This is a genomic window from Pseudoalteromonas sp. KS88 (assembly GCF_004766475.1).
Lineage (GTDB): Bacteria > Pseudomonadota > Gammaproteobacteria > Enterobacterales > Alteromonadaceae > Pseudoalteromonas.
Window position 1 is genome coordinate 289,273 of record NZ_PYHV01000019.1, and the last position, 15,339, is coordinate 304,611.

The following is a 15,339-nucleotide window of genomic DNA, read 5'->3' on the forward strand; positions in this document are numbered from 1 at the left end:
AACTATGTTTACTACAGGTAATAATAAAATGACGCGTATACATTCAGCACTTTTGATAAGTGGCTTGTTTTTGGCAATGCCTACTTTGGCCGCAGAACCTTCGTATCAAGAACAGCAAAAATTACATGATATTGCACACGCTGTTTCTGCAGCTAGAATCAAAAATGACATCCAAACACTTGTCGACTTTGGTACACGACATACATTGTCTGAGACACAATCCAATACCCGAGGAATTGGTGCAGCGAGGCGCTGGATAAAAGCTGAGTTCGAAGCTATTTCAAAGCAATGTGGTGGTTGCCTTGAGATACTCGAAGTGAAAGATACTATTTCTGGTGAAAAGCGGATCCCAAACCCAGTTGAAGTTGTAAATATTATTGCTATTCAACGAGGAACTGATGAGCCAAACCGTATGGTGATGATGTCAGGCGATATTGATTCGCGAGTTAGTGATGTGATGGATTTTACTAGTGATTCACCAGGCGCTAATGATAATGCATCGGGTGTTGCTGGCGTTATAGAGTCTGCTAGGGTGTTATCTAATTATAAATTTAATGGCTCAATCGTTTATGCGGCGCTATCAGGTGAAGAGCAGGGGTTATTTGGGGGCAAAATATTAGCAAAACATGCCCAACAGCAAGGTTGGCAAATTCATGGCGTATTAAACAACGACATGATAGGCAACATCACAGGTATTAACGGTGTTACCGATAATACAACTGCACGTATATTCTCTGAAGGTACGCGCGTGCTTGAAACCAAAGAGCAGGCTCACAAACGTCGTTTTACAGGTGGTGAAGTTGACTCCGCTAGCCGTAACCTTGCTCGGTATATTGACACCGTCGCAGACCGTTATATTCCAAATTTAGACACCATGTTAGTTTATCGGCTGGACCGTTTTGGCCGCGGCGGCCATCATCGTCCCTTTAATGATATGGGTTATGCTGCGGTTCGAGTTATGGAAACCAATGAAAATTATAACCACCAACACCAAGATTTACGTACAGAAAATGGTATTGTTTATGGTGATACCATCGATGGTGTCGATTTTGATTATGCAGCTAAGCTGACATCGCTTAATGCTGTGAGTCTTGCATCAATGGCATGGGCACCTGCTCCACCAAAGAGGGTAGAAATCTCAGGTGCAGTCAAACCAAGTACAACATTGAAATGGCAAAAAAACATGGATAAAGCTACCGCTGGGTATCGTATTTATTGGCGTTACACCAGTGAACCACAATGGCAATTTAGCCGTTATGTTGGTGATGTAAGCGAAGCAACGCTTAAAAATGTAGTTATTGATAACTATTATTTTGGTGTAGCAGCTGTCAACAAAAGCGGCATTGAATCACCTGTTGTTTTTCCTGGTGATGTAGGAGCATTTGAGCAGGACATAAAATAATTAACTATGCGTAGCGCAAGGCTCTCTTGCGCTAACGCTATGCTGTTTTAAGCATAATAGAAGAGGGGCAGCGATAATGAATTATAGCTGTTTATTTATGGCTGTGATCCATTTTTGTGTTGATAGAATAAAATTGTAAGATTAATCAATAATTAAAAGAGTTCATTAAAAACGTCTTCAAATTGTTCACCATTGTTCAATCTTTCTAAGCCTCTATACATATTCTTTGGGTTCATTGGCTCTACAGCGACTAGAGATGCTTGATAATATTTAACATTGGTGTTTGGAAAGTCACTGAGGTAAAAAACCGATTTGATCTCAGCTACGTCATCACTTGTTACATCAATGTTTTCTAATAAAAAGGGCTTGCGGTAATCTGCTTTTATCCCTGTCCCTTCAATGAACCAAGCTGGTAATTGAGTTAGTTCAACAAACAGGTTTGTTCTGTGTCTAACTTCTGCATGAACAAGTTCATGAGCAATTACGTCAGTGTTTAGTCCTTTGGGACCTAAAAATATACATTCTCTAAATAAACCAGAATTTTGCATACCTGTAGGGTTAAATCCGAACTTTGCATATTTAGTTTCGGCTGTTGCAATGATTCTAGGGTTAGAAGTTGGAGTGCCATAGATATCCGAAACCCTTTTAATAGCGGCTTGTACAGAGTGTGATAGCTCAACTTGCTTCGGGCTGTCGATACTTTGGTCAACATAAAAATCTGGTGACACTTCATTGAAGTGCGATATTTCTATCAGTTCGCAAGTAATGGCATCTTTTTTAAAGTATCCAAATGAAGCTATAAAAAACGTAATAAAAACAGTGGTAATTATCTTAAGTATCTTCATTAAAATTCCAAATATTTATAGCGCCAGAACGACCCAACTATCGTCTTCTTGTGACTGATCCATTTGCCTAAACCAAGCAATGTAATTATCAAGGTAGGCAGTTCCAACACCATTAAACTGACTAAGCCATTGCTTCCAGCGCATCATCCAATTGTTTAGTGTTTGTATGTGGTAGATGCCATCTATAACTCTTTGATTATCAATAGCTATAAGGCGTTTATGATCGAGTTCAAAAGGTAGATTCTTGACGATTGTTTGATACGACAAATTACCATCTGTACATAATACACTCTCAGGCGTTAATACAGGTGCTAGTGATTTCTCTAGCTCTTCTCTAGTGTTTCTTTGTAAAACGCAGTGAGTGACAGCACCATTGCGATCTAATGCAAGCATAACGGGTACTTTAGGTATGTCATGGCTCTTAACCCCACGTTTACGTGCTGGTCTATCTAACTGGCGTTTGCCTTTAAATGACTCGTTGATAAAGGTTTCATCGGCTTCAATGATCCCATGAAGCTCTGAAGGCTTTCTTTGTCTTGGTTTAGATAATAACTGATGTCGCCAACGCCAAGCCGTTTTGACATTAATACCTAGTTCACTTGCTGCTTCTCTGATCTTGGCTGTAAACCACATGCCTTCTGAATATTGATGCCATTTATCTTGTTTTTTCATGCCAGATAATGGCGTACCTGTAAGTGAGTTAAACGTCCGAGTGCAGGCTTTGCATTTGTATCGCTGTTGACCTCGTGCAGTTGTTCCGTACTTTGTGAACCCGTGACTACCACAGTGAGCACACTCAGCTACGCCTTCCTCATGCACAGCAATGGCTTTACCAACATGGTTCGAAGAAATCATATCTTCGATGTGTTGTCGGAGACGTTTCAACTGAACAAAAGTTAGCTCTTCTAATGTAGTTTGAAGATTGGCAAACTGAGTATTATTCATAGACGCTCCTTACATGATTTGATTTACTTAGTATAGCAAACCAACAGAAATGAATCAGCGCCTTATTTATACAGTTATAAATCATTGCAAAGATATTGCAGCTAAAATTCTCGGTAAATACCCGATGTGAATTCTCGCTTTATTTTTTTATTAAAGTTAAGTAATTGACTTTAATCATGTTTAATTTGGTTGTTCTCGTATAATAAAAATGTTGATTCTCGATTAAGTAAGTTCTCGCTATTGTAGTGGCTAGTTTTTATTGCCATCTTCCTCATAAGTTAGTAAGTTAATAATATTATTATAAATTTTAAAGTGTATCTACGTAGAATAGGATAAACACTCGCGAGTGTTTATCGGTATTCTTGGTAAAACGCTGTTAGAGCACCAGTAATCAAGCATGGATGAAGATATGAAGTTTGGTGAGATTTGGGACAAATTCGAATTATACATAATGTCACTTTGGTTTCTTTTTTTCTTAATCATTGTGATCACAGTCGATATTCCTATGTGCTTTGGTGATAATTGCCAATTCGTAGGGTTTTGGGGCGTTATTAAAAAGAACATAGTTCCTGCTATTTCTTTGCTGTTGGTTTTATTTGGGGTTATTTTTTATTACCGCTTTGATTACAGGGTTTCAGGTAGTAAGAAATTACCTGTTGAAATTACAGATATAGAAGATCTGAATTACGAGCACCTTACATTTCTAACCACTTATATAATCCCTTTAATCTGCTTTAACCTGACAAGTACAAGATATTTGATAGCTTTAGCGTTTTTGTTAATTGTCATCGGTATTATTTATGTAAAAACTGATAAGTTTTATGCCAACCCGACTCTTGCTGTTTTAGGGTTTAGGTTATACAAAGTTACGATTAAAACAAGAACCGGTATAAAAGAAAATATTGTTGTAATAACAAAAGACAGGTTGAGTGAACTTGATCAATTAAAAACCCTAGATTTAGATGACAAAGTATATTTTGCGAGGAAAGTCGAATGACTATTGAAAACTTAAAGGAAGAAATTTCATCGGTTATAACAGCGAAAGGATGTTCTGCTGAATTTTTCTTTCTTTTAGATGGCGATGAAGGCATGTGTGTTAAATCTGTTGATATTAATGAAGCAGATCAGACAAAATTGGCAGAAATGTTTACGGAGTCATTGAGTAGTAATATTCTCCTTAATGATGATCTGTCACTTATTCCAATATCAAGTGCAGATGATCGAAAAAATGCTTTATACGAATATGATTTAGATGATATCCCAGATGAACTTTCGAACTTAAAAAAAATAATTGAAAGTGAAAAATTTGATCCTTTCTCATTTAGTGATGACTCATTAAAGCAACTTGAAGGTGTGCTTATTCTAATTGGTAACCAAGACGTTCAACTTGCCATTTATAAACATCACTACCCAATAACTTTATTACAAAAAGATAGTGGCTTTAGCCTTACTAAAATGCGAGGCTCAAATAGGTTTCAGAAACTAGATCAAGATATTCTTAAAATTGATCCTAAGTTTCAGTTTATTAAATTGAATGGTAAATATTATATTCTCGATATTAAAGCATTAGAGAGGTTTTTCGGTTTCCATGATGCCATTAAAAACATTGCTACACAGGGTGTAGAGAATATTAAATCATCTGATTTAGTAATGGATTGTGGTGTGTTTGAATCTCGTCTTGATGATATAACCTTTTCAAGAAAGTTAGTTAAATCGGCTAGCCAATCACCTGTTTTATCAGTAATACCTAATCGTGAAATACTATCCTTTACAAATACTCATCCAGCATTAAAAGGTAAGTTTAAATATAGTACCGATGGCTCGCAATTCGATTTAAAAACTAAAAAGTCTCAAAACTTATTTCTTAAACTATTAAACGACGATTTTTTACAATCTGAATTAACGAAGAAATACTATGAGAGCGTAGCAAAAGATAATATTGAAGAAGAAGCTGCTGCTGAAAATGCAGCGTAATGGTGCTCTAACAAGTTGCTTAAACGGACAAAAAACAGCTGGCTTTTGCTCGTCCCTCGCTTATTTTAGCCAGCTATTTTATTGCCGCTTAGCAAAGCGATAGCCTTTAGGATTTCGATGAAACTTTTCGAGTTCTTAGCTCAAATGAGAAAAGAAAAATTTCCACTTCGCATAGATTATCGTGAACATATCGGGTGCGTTGATGTTGAAGTTGAAACATTTTCAGAGCGCTGGATTGTCTCCTTCGATGAAGATGGTTTCGTTGATTTTGTCATTTATAAAGATATAAATGCACCAGACAAAAGAAAATATGTGCCTGTCCCTTTTATTTCTTTCCTTTTATTTCTTTTTGTGTGTCCCATTTTTTACGATATGAAAACTGCGATTGAGTAATACTTTACAGTGGTATGAAAAACCAAAGACCCACTGTATAGGTGATCGATTATTGTTTTTTGCACTATAAATTATATAAGTATTTATTAAATTAGGATTTACGATGCAGTATCTGGATCGGATATTAACTAAATTAAAAGATAAAAACTCAGGCGAGGATGAGTTCATTCAAGCAGTAGAAGAAGTGCTTGTATCTTTAACATCGGTTTTCAATGAAGATAAGGCATATCAGCAGCACGCTGTGATGGAAAATTTACTCGAACCGCAGAGGCAAATCATGTTTCGGGTACCTTGGCAGGATGATAATGGTCAAGTTCATGTTAATCGTGGGTATCGTATTGAATTTAACTCAGCCTTGGGGCCTTTTAAAGGAGGTTTGAGATTTCACCCCACTGTAAACGCCAGCGTAGTTAAGTTTTTAGGGTTTGAACAAACACTTAAAAATGCTTTAACAGGTTTGCCGTTAGGTGGGGCCAAAGGGGGCGCTGATTTTGATCCTAAAGGAAAAAGTGATAGTGAGATTATGCGCTTTTGCCAATCGTTTATGACTGAAATGAGTCGTCATTTAGGCCCAACTACAGATGTACCTGCGGGTGATATTGGGGTTGGTGCAAAAGAAATAGGCTATCTTTTTGGCCAATATAAACGATTAACTAATCGCTTTGAAGGAGTTATTACTGGCAAAAGCTTAACAATGAACGGCTCTGAGTTACGTAATGAGTCAACAGGCATGGGTATCGCTTATTTTATTGAAAACATGCTCCAAGCTAAAAATGACACTGTTAAAGACAAATGCGTGCTGGTGTCGGGGGCTGGCAATGTGGCAATTCATTTAATGAAAAAGCTCGATACCATGGGCGCTAAAGTACTTAGTTGCAGTGATTCTAAAGGCTGTATTTATGCTTCCGAGGGTCTAGATGTTGGTTATATTGAATCTCTTAAGGCTCAAGGTAAGTCGCTTTATAGTTATCTTGATGCATTTTCAGGAGCGTCATTTACTTCGGTTGATGATTACCCAGCAGATGGACACGCTGTATGGCGCTACGAGTGCGATATTGCAGTACCATGTGCAACTCAAAATGAATTATCCCACGCTGATGCCCAAGCTTTAACCAATAATGGCTGTATGTTAGTTTGTGAAGGCGCCAACATGCCTTGCTCTGCCGATGCAATCAGCCACTTTAAACAAAGCAACACGTATTTTGGCCCAGGCAAGGCTGCGAATGCAGGTGGGGTGGCGGTAAGTCAATTCGAAATGGCACAAAACGCGAGTATGCAAAGCTGGCCTAAGTCCGACGTTGATGAAAAGCTGCAAAACGTAATGACGCATATATTTACCACAGTCAGTGATACTGCCAATGAATATGGCTGTGAAAATGATTTAGCCACAGGTGCTAATATCGCGGGGTTTAAACGTGTGGCAGCGGCAATGATTGCTCAAGGCGTTGTATAACACGTGTAAACCAAGTTTGCAGAAATACAACGCAAGAGTATTACCTAGTTGTTTTAAACTGTTACAACAAGAAGCAAATCATGTTTGGGATTTAGTTTACTATAACTGCTGTATTTATTTTGTGAGATAACCAGTTGCGCCTGTAACTTTTTAGGTTTTAAGGGAGGTGGGCTATCCCCTAACACTTGAAATTAATTATAAAGGATTGTGATGCGTGCTTTTATTTGTGCAGTGCATTTTTCTTGTGCTCAATGGATGAAAAAGGTAGATAAAAAGAACCAAGCTACAAGTTTTAAAGCGAGCACCTTATTGATAATGGTGTTGTTTATTCAAGTTTTGTTTATCATTTTAATATACGACTATACGTTAATTACTCCTATGGCCAAGGTATTCAAGGGTGCCCCTTTAGTATATGGGGGGATTTTTTACGCGCTTACATTAGGGGGATTGTTGTTAGTATTGGGTGACCGTCAAAGTTATATTCGCAGAGTGAGATCGCGTACGGCAAAAGGGAGTCTGAATAAGTACATTTTAGGAATTAAATTAAACTTATTGAGCTGCCTGTTGTTATTTATATTAAACATCATCGTTAATTTTAGGTAGTTTTATCTTTATGCAGCAAAGTCAGTTTCAGGGAAAAATATGACTAATAAAGTGTTTATAGCGACAAGTCTTGATGGTTACATTGCGGGAAAAAATAACGAACTAGATTGGTTAGAAGTCGACCCAGCACCTGAAAGTATGGATATGGGTTACCAAGCTCATGTTGATAGTATAGATGCATTAGTGATGGGGAAAAATACCATGGAACTTATAGCCGCAATGGATATAGATTGGCCATACGATAAACCTGTATTTGTTTTAAGTCGTACGCTTAAGGCGCTACCGAAAAAACTGAGCGGCAAAGTTTTTTTAGTTAATGACGACATCAAAAGTATTGAACAAGCGATAAATAAACAAGGGTATAAAAACCTTTATATCGATGGGGGGTTAACAATCCAAAGTTTTCTAAATGAAGATCTAATTGATGAAATGGTCATTACCACTATCCCCATTTTATTAGGTGGTGGGCTCTCTTTATTTGGCGCTTTAGCCAGTTCATTAGACTTTCGTTGTATTGAAGCAAAAACTTTTACCAATGGTGTTAGCCAAAATCACTACAAAAGGTGTAGATAATAAGCTGGGACAATGTGATTTGCTTTTAGTGCCACTCGATAGCAAGGTTGTAGCCTCAAATCTAACCTTCGGGAGATTTGAGGCTTTGCGCTAACTAGGCAAATGCCGTTTCTTTAATTTCATCTTGCATTTGCTCGCGCATTTTAAATTTTTGTAGCTTCCCAGTGACCGTCATTGGATACTCATCAACAAAACGAATATGTTTGGGGATTTTGAAGTAGGCAAGTTGGTCTTTTAAAAACAACCTAATTGCATCTTCATTAAGTACAGCACCTTCACTTGGCTGTATCCAAGCACACACTTCTTCTCCATACTTTTCATCTGTTATGCCAAAGATGGCAGCATCTTGAACACCAGGGTAGGTATACAACACTTCTTCGATTTCTCGTGGAGAAATATTTTCACCGCCACGGATGATCATGTCTTTAATACGGCCAACAATGGATACAAATCCCTCATTATCCATAACACCTAAGTCACCCGAATGAAGCCAACCGTCATTATCAATAGTGGCAGCTGTTTTTTCAGGATCATTCCAATAGCAGCGCATTATGCCTGCACCTCGGCTGCACACTTCACCGGGAAGGCCGATTTTTTGTAGATTACCGACTTCATCAATAATTTTAACTTCAGTATGCGCTAAGGCACGGCCAACAGTACTGACTTGTTTTTCTATCGGGGAGTCCGTTTCTGTTACATTATTAATTGGGCTGCACTCTGTTTGACCGTAACCAATCACTACTTCTTTCATATGCATTAATGTGTGCACTTTACGCATGACTTGTTCAGGACATGTAGAGCCAGCCATAACGCCAGTACGTAAACTAGATAGGTCATATTTAGCAAAATCTTTATGTTCAAGCTCTGCGATAAACATGGTCGGCACACCATGTAGGGCGGTACAACGCTCTTTTTCAACTATATCCAGAGTTATTTTGGGGTCAAACGAGTCACTCGGAAAAACGGCCGTCGCGCCTTGACTAATACATACTAAATTACCTAGCACCATCCCAAAGCAATGATATAAGGGGACTGGGATACAAAGTTTGTCGTCTTTGGTTAGCTTCATTGCTTGAGCCATTAAAAAACCATTGTTAAGAATGTTTTTATGAGTAAGTGTTGCGCCTTTAGGGTTGCCTGTAGTGCCAGAGGTAAATTGTATATTGATATCTTGGTCTGCATTTAAGGTTGCGGCTATCTCAGCGAGTTTGCTTTGGTGTTTCTCTGTAGGCATCGCTATTACATCGCTAAAGCTGAACATGCCAGGGCTTGACTCGTTACCAATGCGTATTATGTTTTTTAAATGGGGTAGCTTCTCACTGCAAATGTTTCCAGACTCTGTGGTTGCAAGTTCTGGGATTAATTCGTTAAGCATTGCAAGGTAATTGCTTGCTTTAAAGTTGGACGCAGTAATAAGTGTTGAGCACTCGACTGTATTAAGTGCATATTGTAATTCGCTAGGTCTAAATGCAGGATTTATACATACCATAATGGCACCAATTTTTGCGGTTGCAAATTGAGTTAAAGACCACTCAAGGTTATTCGGCGACCAAATCCCAACTCTATCCCCAGGTTTTACACCTAACGCAAGTAATCCCATAGCCAATTGATTAATTTGTTGCTGATATTGTTTATACGTGAGGCGAATATTTTGATGACTAACGACAATAGCGGGGTGATCCGGGTTATTGTCGACAATAGCGTCAAAATAACTACCAATTGTCTGGTTGATTAAAGAGCAAGATGTAGCGCCTTTAAAATAGCTTTTCTCAAGAGGAATTTTATTGCCATGTATTTTATCTGTTTGACTAGCGTAGTGAGTAGCTTGCATATATGTGCTCCGTGTCATTGTTGTGAGAGTATACAATGTTAGAAAAGCACAAATTGTCGACAAAAGAAAGTAAGGTAAGACCAATGTCTTAATTTAATTTAGCGGAAAATAAAAAACGCGAGGAACATGTAACACTTAAAGTGAGTTGCTCTCGCGTTTTTAACTAATTAATAAAATAGCAGTTGCTATCGTTAATTACGCCTCGTCGTGGCGGTAGGTTTTTCGCATTATGTATACATATGCGTTAATAAAAGCGGTTTCTTGATACTTTTTTAGACCCGTTTCTTCAAAATCGATAGGAACAGGGTTACGCTTTAATTGCTCTTTAATTAGTGTAGGGCTTAGTACTTGAACATCTAAATTTTCAATTAGCTGGATGGCTGTTTCCATTTTAAACCCTTTAGCACTACCAGCGAATTTTCCTTTTGGTTGGCGCTCACGGATAGCAACGGAATCAATTTGGTAATCTTGCATTAATTTTGCAAAATCAAATTGAAATTTACGCATTACTTCAGTGTCGTTACCATTACCCAGTGTGAACCGAGTTTGGCGTACATCACGTATATCAAATACATCATTATCTTTGCTTAAAATACACAGTAATACATCACTACCTGTAATTTCAACACCGCACGTTCTCATTGCTAACTCTCTTACTTGCTAATTTATTGACAGTATATCAATTAATAATATTAAAAGCAGTGGATTTTAAAAACCGATTTCGATTCCAATTCCACCATGATCGCTGCTACAGATGTCTTCATCATGTTGTTCAGCATTTAAGTGAGCATTAAAGTTTAGGTAGTCTAGAGATTTAATTTTGCCAAGTTCACAGTCAGCATTAAAGTGACCTGACACTAAAATGTAATCTAATACATTCGCACGCCCTTTATAGTAGTGACTAGCAGGTTTGCTTATTCCTTTTTGATATTGTGTGCTAAGTGAAAAAGCATCACTTAATCCCACAACAGGCTGTGAAAATTCTTTACACGGTTCACAGCGGGTAGGGTGAAACCCTTGCGTCATAAATGCCAGTGCTGGGCTTTGGAGATTATCATTAAAGTCACCCATCACGACTGTTGCACAATTGTTTTCACGTTGTGTTTTTAAAGCATCGTAATAAACAATGGATGCTTCCAACGAGCGTGAAATTTGAGATTGCATCATGCCAACGGTCTGTTGTAGTAATACTAGTAATGGATCTTCTTGGTTATGAATATTAAGCATGTGCGACATTGAGTGTACACGTTGAGATTTAAAATGGACTACGTAAAAATATACTGCCCCCAAACCATCCAGTTCCAAACGACATTTTATAGGTGTGCGATTAAACTTAAACTCATTTTGGTTATTTAGGTACTCTAATAATTCTGGGCATGGACTAAGTGCTTGCGCATCATGAATCGGTATTTTTGAGGCAATAGCAACGACTGGGTTAAATAATACTTGTGGGTAAAGATTGTCACTTTTTGGTGTTGTCACAGTTTCAAAGTAGTCATAGCCTTGTTCCTTACAGAGAGTTTGCAATGATTTGATGCTAAACACTTCTTGAAAGGCAACAACGTCAGCACGGCTTTGGATTAAAAAGTCTTCAATGAATGTTTGTTTTTTCTGCCATTGTGTCGCGTTATAACGCTCATGTAATTGATAAAATGAAAAAGGTGGAGCTGCGTAATTAAGTAAGTTTAGGCTGGCGAATCTGAATGATTTACTCACGGACATAATTGTTTCTCACAGCTGAAATTAGCTTAAGTATGAAATGAAGCGCTTATTTGTCAATTTGTGGTTGTAAATACTTGTATTTCACTGTTTCAGGCGCGACAATATAGCCGCACTTAGCAAGACTCAACAGGTGCATTAACCGTAAATGGTTAACCATAACAATGCTTATTCGTAAAAGCGTTGTGGAGTTATTTTTTTAATTTATTAAATACATGTGATGCATTGTAGGCGTCACCACTGTACAAAGGATTTATAATGCCAGTTATTACCCTCCCTGACGGCAGTCAGCGTAGTTTTGAAAACCCAGTTAGTACTCTTGATGTAGCCAACGATATCGGCCCTGGTCTTGCAAAAGCGACCATCGCTGGTCGTGTTAATGGAGACCGTGTTGATGCATGCGATTTAATTTCTGAAGATTCACGCTTAGAAATTATCACCGCGAAAGATGATGATGGGTTAGAGATCATTCGTCACTCATGTGCTCACTTAATCGGTCATGCTGTTAAACAGTTGTTCCCTGAAGCAAAAATGGCTATAGGTCCAACTATTGATAACGGATTTTATTACGATATCGATATGGAACATTCACTGAGTCAAGAAGACTTAGATGCCATTGAAAAGCGTATGTTACAACTTGCAAAAACAAACTACGACGTAGTGAAAAAAACCGTCAGCTGGCAAGAAGCGCGCGATGCATTTGAAGCGCGTGGCGAATCATACAAGATTGAAATCTTAGACGAGAACATCGCTAAAGATGACCGTCCAGGTCTGTATCATCATGAAGAATACGTTGATATGTGCCGTGGTCCTCACGTACCAAATATGAAGTTCTGCCAACACTTCAAAATTATGAAAGTAGCGGGTGCTTATTGGCGTGGTGATTCAGAAAACAAAATGCTGCAGCGTATTTATGGCACCGCTTGGGGCGATAAAAAGCAACTTAAAGCGTACTTAAAACGCTTAGAGGAAGCTGAAAAACGCGACCATCGCCGTATTGGTAAAGCGCTTGATTTATGGCACTGGCAAGAAGAAGCGCCAGGCATGGTATTTTGGCACAACGATGGTTGGAGCATTTACCGTGAACTTGAAGAGTTTGTTCGTGAAAAACTACGTGAGTACCAATACGAAGAAGTAAAAGGTCCAATGATGATGGACCGTTCGTTATGGGAAAAATCGGGTCACTGGGATAAATATTCAGATGCAATGTTTACCACTGAGTCTGAAAAGCGTGAGTATGCAATCAAGCCAATGAATTGCCCAGGTCACGTGCAGATTTTTAATCAAGGTTTAAAATCTTACCGCGACTTACCACTTCGTATGGCAGAGTTTGGCTGTTGTCACCGTAATGAACCTTCAGGTGCTTTACACGGACTAATGCGTGTTCGTGGGTTTACCCAAGATGATGCTCACGTTTTCTGTACAGAAGACCAAGTGATGGATGAAGTATCATCATGTATTAAAATGGTTTACGACACATACGAGACGTTCGGTTTTGAAAAAATAGTTGTAAAGCTTTCTACACGCCCTGAAAAGCGTATCGGCGAAGACGATGTTTGGGATAAAGCCGAGCAAGCATTGGCCGACGCACTTAAAGCAAATAACATCGAATTTGATTATTTACCGGGTGAAGGTGCCTTCTACGGTCCTAAAATTGAATTTACTTTGTACGATTGCTTAGACAGAGCGTGGCAGTGTGGTACAGTGCAACTAGATTTTGCTTTACCGGGTCGTTTAGGTGCTACGTATGTTGCTGAAAACAACGAGCGTCGTACACCAGTAATGATTCACCGTGCTATACTTGGTTCAATAGAACGTTTTATCGGTATTTTGACCGAAGAGTATGCAGGTTTATTCCCGACGTGGCTTGCGCCTAAGCAAGTGGTGATTATGAATATCACCGATAAACAAGCGGATTATGTGCACGAAATTGTACAAAAATTAAATAAACTTGGAATTAGAGCCGCTGCTGACTTGAGAAATGAGAAGATTGGCTTTAAAATCCGAGAACATACATTAAAACGTATTCCTTACTTACTTGTTGTTGGCGACAAAGAAGTTGAGCAACAGGAAGTGGCAGTACGTACTCGCACAGGTGAAGACTTGGGCAAATTTAGTGTTGATGACTTCGTCGCTAAAATTAGCGAAGAAATTAAAAATCGACAATAAAAATCTGGTGTGCAGGGCATTAACACAACTGCTAACTGCACACTTATTATTTGATATTCTTGGAGGAACGTACCATTAGAGGCGGCAAGAAAGGGCAACAAACAGCTCAAAAAAATCGTATCAACGATGAAATTACAGCTAAAGAAGTTCGTTTAATCGACATTGAAGGCGAGCAAGCTGGCATTCAAACATTAAGAGATGCGCAAGCTATGGCTGATGAAGCAGGTGTTGATCTAGTAGAGATCAGCCCAAATGCTGAGCCGCCTGTGTGTAAGGTCATGGACTACGGTAAGTTCATCTTTGAAAAAAGCAAAGAACTAAAAGAGCAGAAGAAGAAGCAAAAGCAAATCCAGATAAAAGAAATCAAATTCCGTCCAGGTACGGATGAAGGTGATTATCAGGTTAAGCTTCGTAACTTACGTAAGTTCTTAGAAGCGGGTGATAAAGCTAAAATCACTATTCGTTTCCGTGGCCGTGAAATGGCGCACCAAGAAATTGGTATTGAACTACTAAACCGTATTAAAGCTGATTTAGAAGAACTTGCACAAGTTGAGTCTTTCCCAAATCGTGTTGAGGGACGTCAGATGGTTATGATGATGTCTCCTATTGCTAAAAAGTAATAAACGAGCTAGAATACGCACCGAATTTAGCTCAGGTCTGCAAGTAATATGCGAATATTCACCTGAGTTAACCGGTTTTAAAGTAAAACTGCAGCATTTATGTTGAGTTTTCACCGGAATATGGCAGTAAGTTAGGCCTAAAAGTGGAGCTATAGCAATATATCTCACGCCTGCTTACTAATTTTAAAGCAATACATTTGGAGTTATTGCAATGGCTTATAAGCTAAAAAGTCACAGAGGCGCAGCTAAGCGTTTCAAGAAAACTGCTTCTGGCGGTTTCAAGCGTAAACAAGCGCATCTTCGTCACATTCTGACTAAGAAAACTTCTAAGCGTAAGTTACACCTACGTCCTAAGATGATGGTTCATAAGAATGACCATGGTCTAGTTTCACGTATGTTACCATTCGCTTAATAGGGGTTTTTAGAAATGGCAAGAGTTAAACGCGGCGTTGTCGCACGTGCACGTCACAAAAAAGTTTTAAAACAAGCAAAAGGTTACTACGGAGCACGTTCACGTGTTTACCGCGTAGCTTTCCAGGCTGTTACTAAAGCGGGTCAATACGCTTACCGTGACCGTCGTGCTAAGAAACGTACATTCCGTCAATTATGGATTGCACGTATCAATGCTGCATCACGTCAAAATGGTCTGTCTTACAGCCGTTTTATCAATGGTCTTAAAAAGACATCTGTAGAAATCGATCGTAAGATCCTTGCAGATATCGCTGTTTATGACCAAGTTGCATTCGCAGCGCTTGTTGAAAAAGCAAAAGAAGGCCTAGCGGCAGCTTAAGCTTTTACATATAAGTATTGAA

At 38.7% G+C, this 15,339-nt stretch carries 15 protein-coding genes; 10 read left to right on the plus strand and 5 right to left on the minus strand.

The window, feature by feature from the left end; all coding sequences use genetic code 11:
• Positions 1 to 76 precede the first annotated feature (76 nt).
• A complete protein-coding gene (locus tag C7Y70_RS13615; protein ID WP_245321517.1) occupies positions 77 to 1,402 on the plus strand; it encodes a M28 family metallopeptidase in 1,326 nt (441 codons plus the stop codon).
• Between the two features lie 152 nt (positions 1,403 to 1,554).
• Here C7Y70_RS13615 and C7Y70_RS13620 read toward each other — a convergent pair whose 3' ends face one another.
• Both C7Y70_RS13620 and C7Y70_RS13625 read right to left on the minus strand, forming a co-directional pair.
• A complete protein-coding gene (locus tag C7Y70_RS13620; protein ID WP_135475304.1) occupies positions 1,555 to 2,247 on the minus strand; it encodes a hypothetical protein in 693 nt (230 codons plus the stop codon).
• Between the two features lie 15 nt (positions 2,248 to 2,262).
• Entirely contained in the window at positions 2,263 to 3,192 is a 930-nt protein-coding gene (locus C7Y70_RS13625) for an IS1595 family transposase (protein WP_135475305.1), read from the minus strand.
• Positions 3,193 to 3,589: 397 nt separating this feature from the next.
• Here C7Y70_RS13625 and kwaA point away from each other — a divergent pair, with 397 nt between their 5' ends.
• The 5 genes from kwaA (at position 3,590) to C7Y70_RS13650 (ending at position 8,188) form a co-directional block, all read left to right on the plus strand.
• Positions 3,590 to 4,189, plus strand: coding sequence for an anti-phage protein KwaA (gene kwaA / locus C7Y70_RS13630; RefSeq protein ID WP_245321512.1), 600 nt, complete (start codon positions 3,590 to 3,592; stop codon positions 4,187 to 4,189).
• Complete coding sequence (gene kwaB, locus C7Y70_RS13635) at positions 4,186 to 5,166, plus strand: anti-phage protein KwaB (RefSeq protein WP_135475306.1); 981 nt, start codon at positions 4,186 to 4,188, stop codon at positions 5,164 to 5,166. The genes kwaA and kwaB overlap by 4 nt, the downstream gene beginning before the upstream one ends.
• Before the next feature lie 117 nt (positions 5,167 to 5,283).
• The gene (locus C7Y70_RS13640) at positions 5,284 to 5,559 is read left to right on the plus strand and encodes a hypothetical protein (RefSeq protein WP_210114670.1); all 276 of its coding nucleotides are present in this window, start codon (positions 5,284 to 5,286) and stop codon (positions 5,557 to 5,559) included.
• 103 nt (positions 5,560 to 5,662) lie between these two features.
• Entirely contained in the window at positions 5,663 to 7,012 is a 1,350-nt protein-coding gene (gene gdhA, locus C7Y70_RS13645; protein WP_135475307.1) for an NADP-specific glutamate dehydrogenase, read from the plus strand.
• Positions 7,013 to 7,654: 642 nt separating this feature from the next.
• On the plus strand, positions 7,655 to 8,188 hold the full coding sequence (locus C7Y70_RS13650) for a dihydrofolate reductase family protein (protein WP_099293594.1): 534 nt from the start codon (positions 7,655 to 7,657) through the stop codon (positions 8,186 to 8,188).
• 94 nt (positions 8,189 to 8,282) lie between these two features.
• Here C7Y70_RS13650 and C7Y70_RS13655 read toward each other — a convergent pair whose 3' ends face one another.
• The 3 genes from C7Y70_RS13655 to C7Y70_RS13665 all read right to left on the minus strand — a co-directional run bounded on the left by C7Y70_RS13655 (position 8,283) and on the right by C7Y70_RS13665 (position 11,741).
• On the minus strand, positions 8,283 to 10,019 hold the full coding sequence (locus tag C7Y70_RS13655) for an AMP-binding protein (protein ID WP_135475308.1): 1,737 nt from the start codon (positions 10,017 to 10,019) through the stop codon (positions 8,283 to 8,285).
• A gap of 195 nt (positions 10,020 to 10,214) precedes the next feature.
• The gene (locus C7Y70_RS13660) at positions 10,215 to 10,661 is read right to left on the minus strand and encodes a DUF3010 family protein (RefSeq protein WP_135475309.1); all 447 of its coding nucleotides are present in this window, start codon (positions 10,659 to 10,661) and stop codon (positions 10,215 to 10,217) included.
• Between the two features lie 66 nt (positions 10,662 to 10,727).
• Positions 10,728 to 11,741 (minus strand): endonuclease/exonuclease/phosphatase family protein, encoded by a 1,014-nt coding sequence (locus C7Y70_RS13665; protein ID WP_135475310.1) that lies wholly within the window; start codon positions 11,739 to 11,741, stop codon positions 10,728 to 10,730.
• Between the two features lie 255 nt (positions 11,742 to 11,996).
• On the opposite strand from C7Y70_RS13665, the gene thrS reads away from it, so the two are divergent.
• The 4 genes from thrS (at position 11,997) to rplT (ending at position 15,317) form a co-directional block, all read left to right on the plus strand.
• The gene (thrS, locus tag C7Y70_RS13670) at positions 11,997 to 13,907 is read left to right on the plus strand and encodes a threonine--tRNA ligase (protein ID WP_135475311.1); all 1,911 of its coding nucleotides are present in this window, start codon (positions 11,997 to 11,999) and stop codon (positions 13,905 to 13,907) included.
• A gap of 59 nt (positions 13,908 to 13,966) precedes the next feature.
• Positions 13,967 to 14,527, plus strand: coding sequence for a translation initiation factor IF-3 (gene infC / locus C7Y70_RS13675; protein ID WP_082665370.1), 561 nt, complete (start codon positions 13,967 to 13,969; stop codon positions 14,525 to 14,527).
• 211 nt (positions 14,528 to 14,738) lie between these two features.
• The gene (gene rpmI / locus C7Y70_RS13680) at positions 14,739 to 14,939 is read left to right on the plus strand and encodes a 50S ribosomal protein L35 (RefSeq protein WP_004587840.1); all 201 of its coding nucleotides are present in this window, start codon (positions 14,739 to 14,741) and stop codon (positions 14,937 to 14,939) included.
• A gap of 15 nt (positions 14,940 to 14,954) precedes the next feature.
• Positions 14,955 to 15,317: a 50S ribosomal protein L20 gene (rplT, locus tag C7Y70_RS13685; protein WP_004587841.1), complete on the plus strand. Its 363-nt coding sequence runs from the start codon at positions 14,955 to 14,957 to the stop codon at positions 15,315 to 15,317.
• Positions 15,318 to 15,339 lie beyond the last annotated feature (22 nt).

What these genes read in the sequence shown, in the direction of transcription:
- C7Y70_RS13615 (WP_245321517.1), top strand. Translation starts at nt 77, where the DNA reads ATGCCTACTTTGGCCGCAGAACCTTCGTATCAAGAACAGCAAAAATTA.
- C7Y70_RS13620 (WP_135475304.1), bottom strand. Translation starts at nt 2,247, where the DNA reads ATGAAGATACTTAAGATAATTACCACTGTTTTTATTACGTTTTTTATA.
- C7Y70_RS13625 (WP_135475305.1), bottom strand. Translation starts at nt 3,192, where the DNA reads ATGAATAATACTCAGTTTGCCAATCTTCAAACTACATTAGAAGAGCTA.
- kwaA (WP_245321512.1), top strand. Translation starts at nt 3,590, where the DNA reads ATGGATGAAGATATGAAGTTTGGTGAGATTTGGGACAAATTCGAATTA.
- kwaB (WP_135475306.1), top strand. Translation starts at nt 4,186, where the DNA reads ATGACTATTGAAAACTTAAAGGAAGAAATTTCATCGGTTATAACAGCG.
- C7Y70_RS13640 (WP_210114670.1), top strand. Translation starts at nt 5,284, where the DNA reads ATGAAACTTTTCGAGTTCTTAGCTCAAATGAGAAAAGAAAAATTTCCA.
- gdhA (WP_135475307.1), top strand. Translation starts at nt 5,663, where the DNA reads ATGCAGTATCTGGATCGGATATTAACTAAATTAAAAGATAAAAACTCA.
- C7Y70_RS13650 (WP_099293594.1), top strand. Translation starts at nt 7,655, where the DNA reads ATGACTAATAAAGTGTTTATAGCGACAAGTCTTGATGGTTACATTGCG.
- C7Y70_RS13655 (WP_135475308.1), bottom strand. Translation starts at nt 10,019, where the DNA reads ATGCAAGCTACTCACTACGCTAGTCAAACAGATAAAATACATGGCAAT.
- C7Y70_RS13660 (WP_135475309.1), bottom strand. Translation starts at nt 10,661, where the DNA reads ATGAGAACGTGCGGTGTTGAAATTACAGGTAGTGATGTATTACTGTGT.
- C7Y70_RS13665 (WP_135475310.1), bottom strand. Translation starts at nt 11,741, where the DNA reads ATGTCCGTGAGTAAATCATTCAGATTCGCCAGCCTAAACTTACTTAAT.
- thrS (WP_135475311.1), top strand. Translation starts at nt 11,997, where the DNA reads ATGCCAGTTATTACCCTCCCTGACGGCAGTCAGCGTAGTTTTGAAAAC.
- rpmI (WP_004587840.1), top strand. Translation starts at nt 14,739, where the DNA reads ATGGCTTATAAGCTAAAAAGTCACAGAGGCGCAGCTAAGCGTTTCAAG.
- rplT (WP_004587841.1), top strand. Translation starts at nt 14,955, where the DNA reads ATGGCAAGAGTTAAACGCGGCGTTGTCGCACGTGCACGTCACAAAAAA.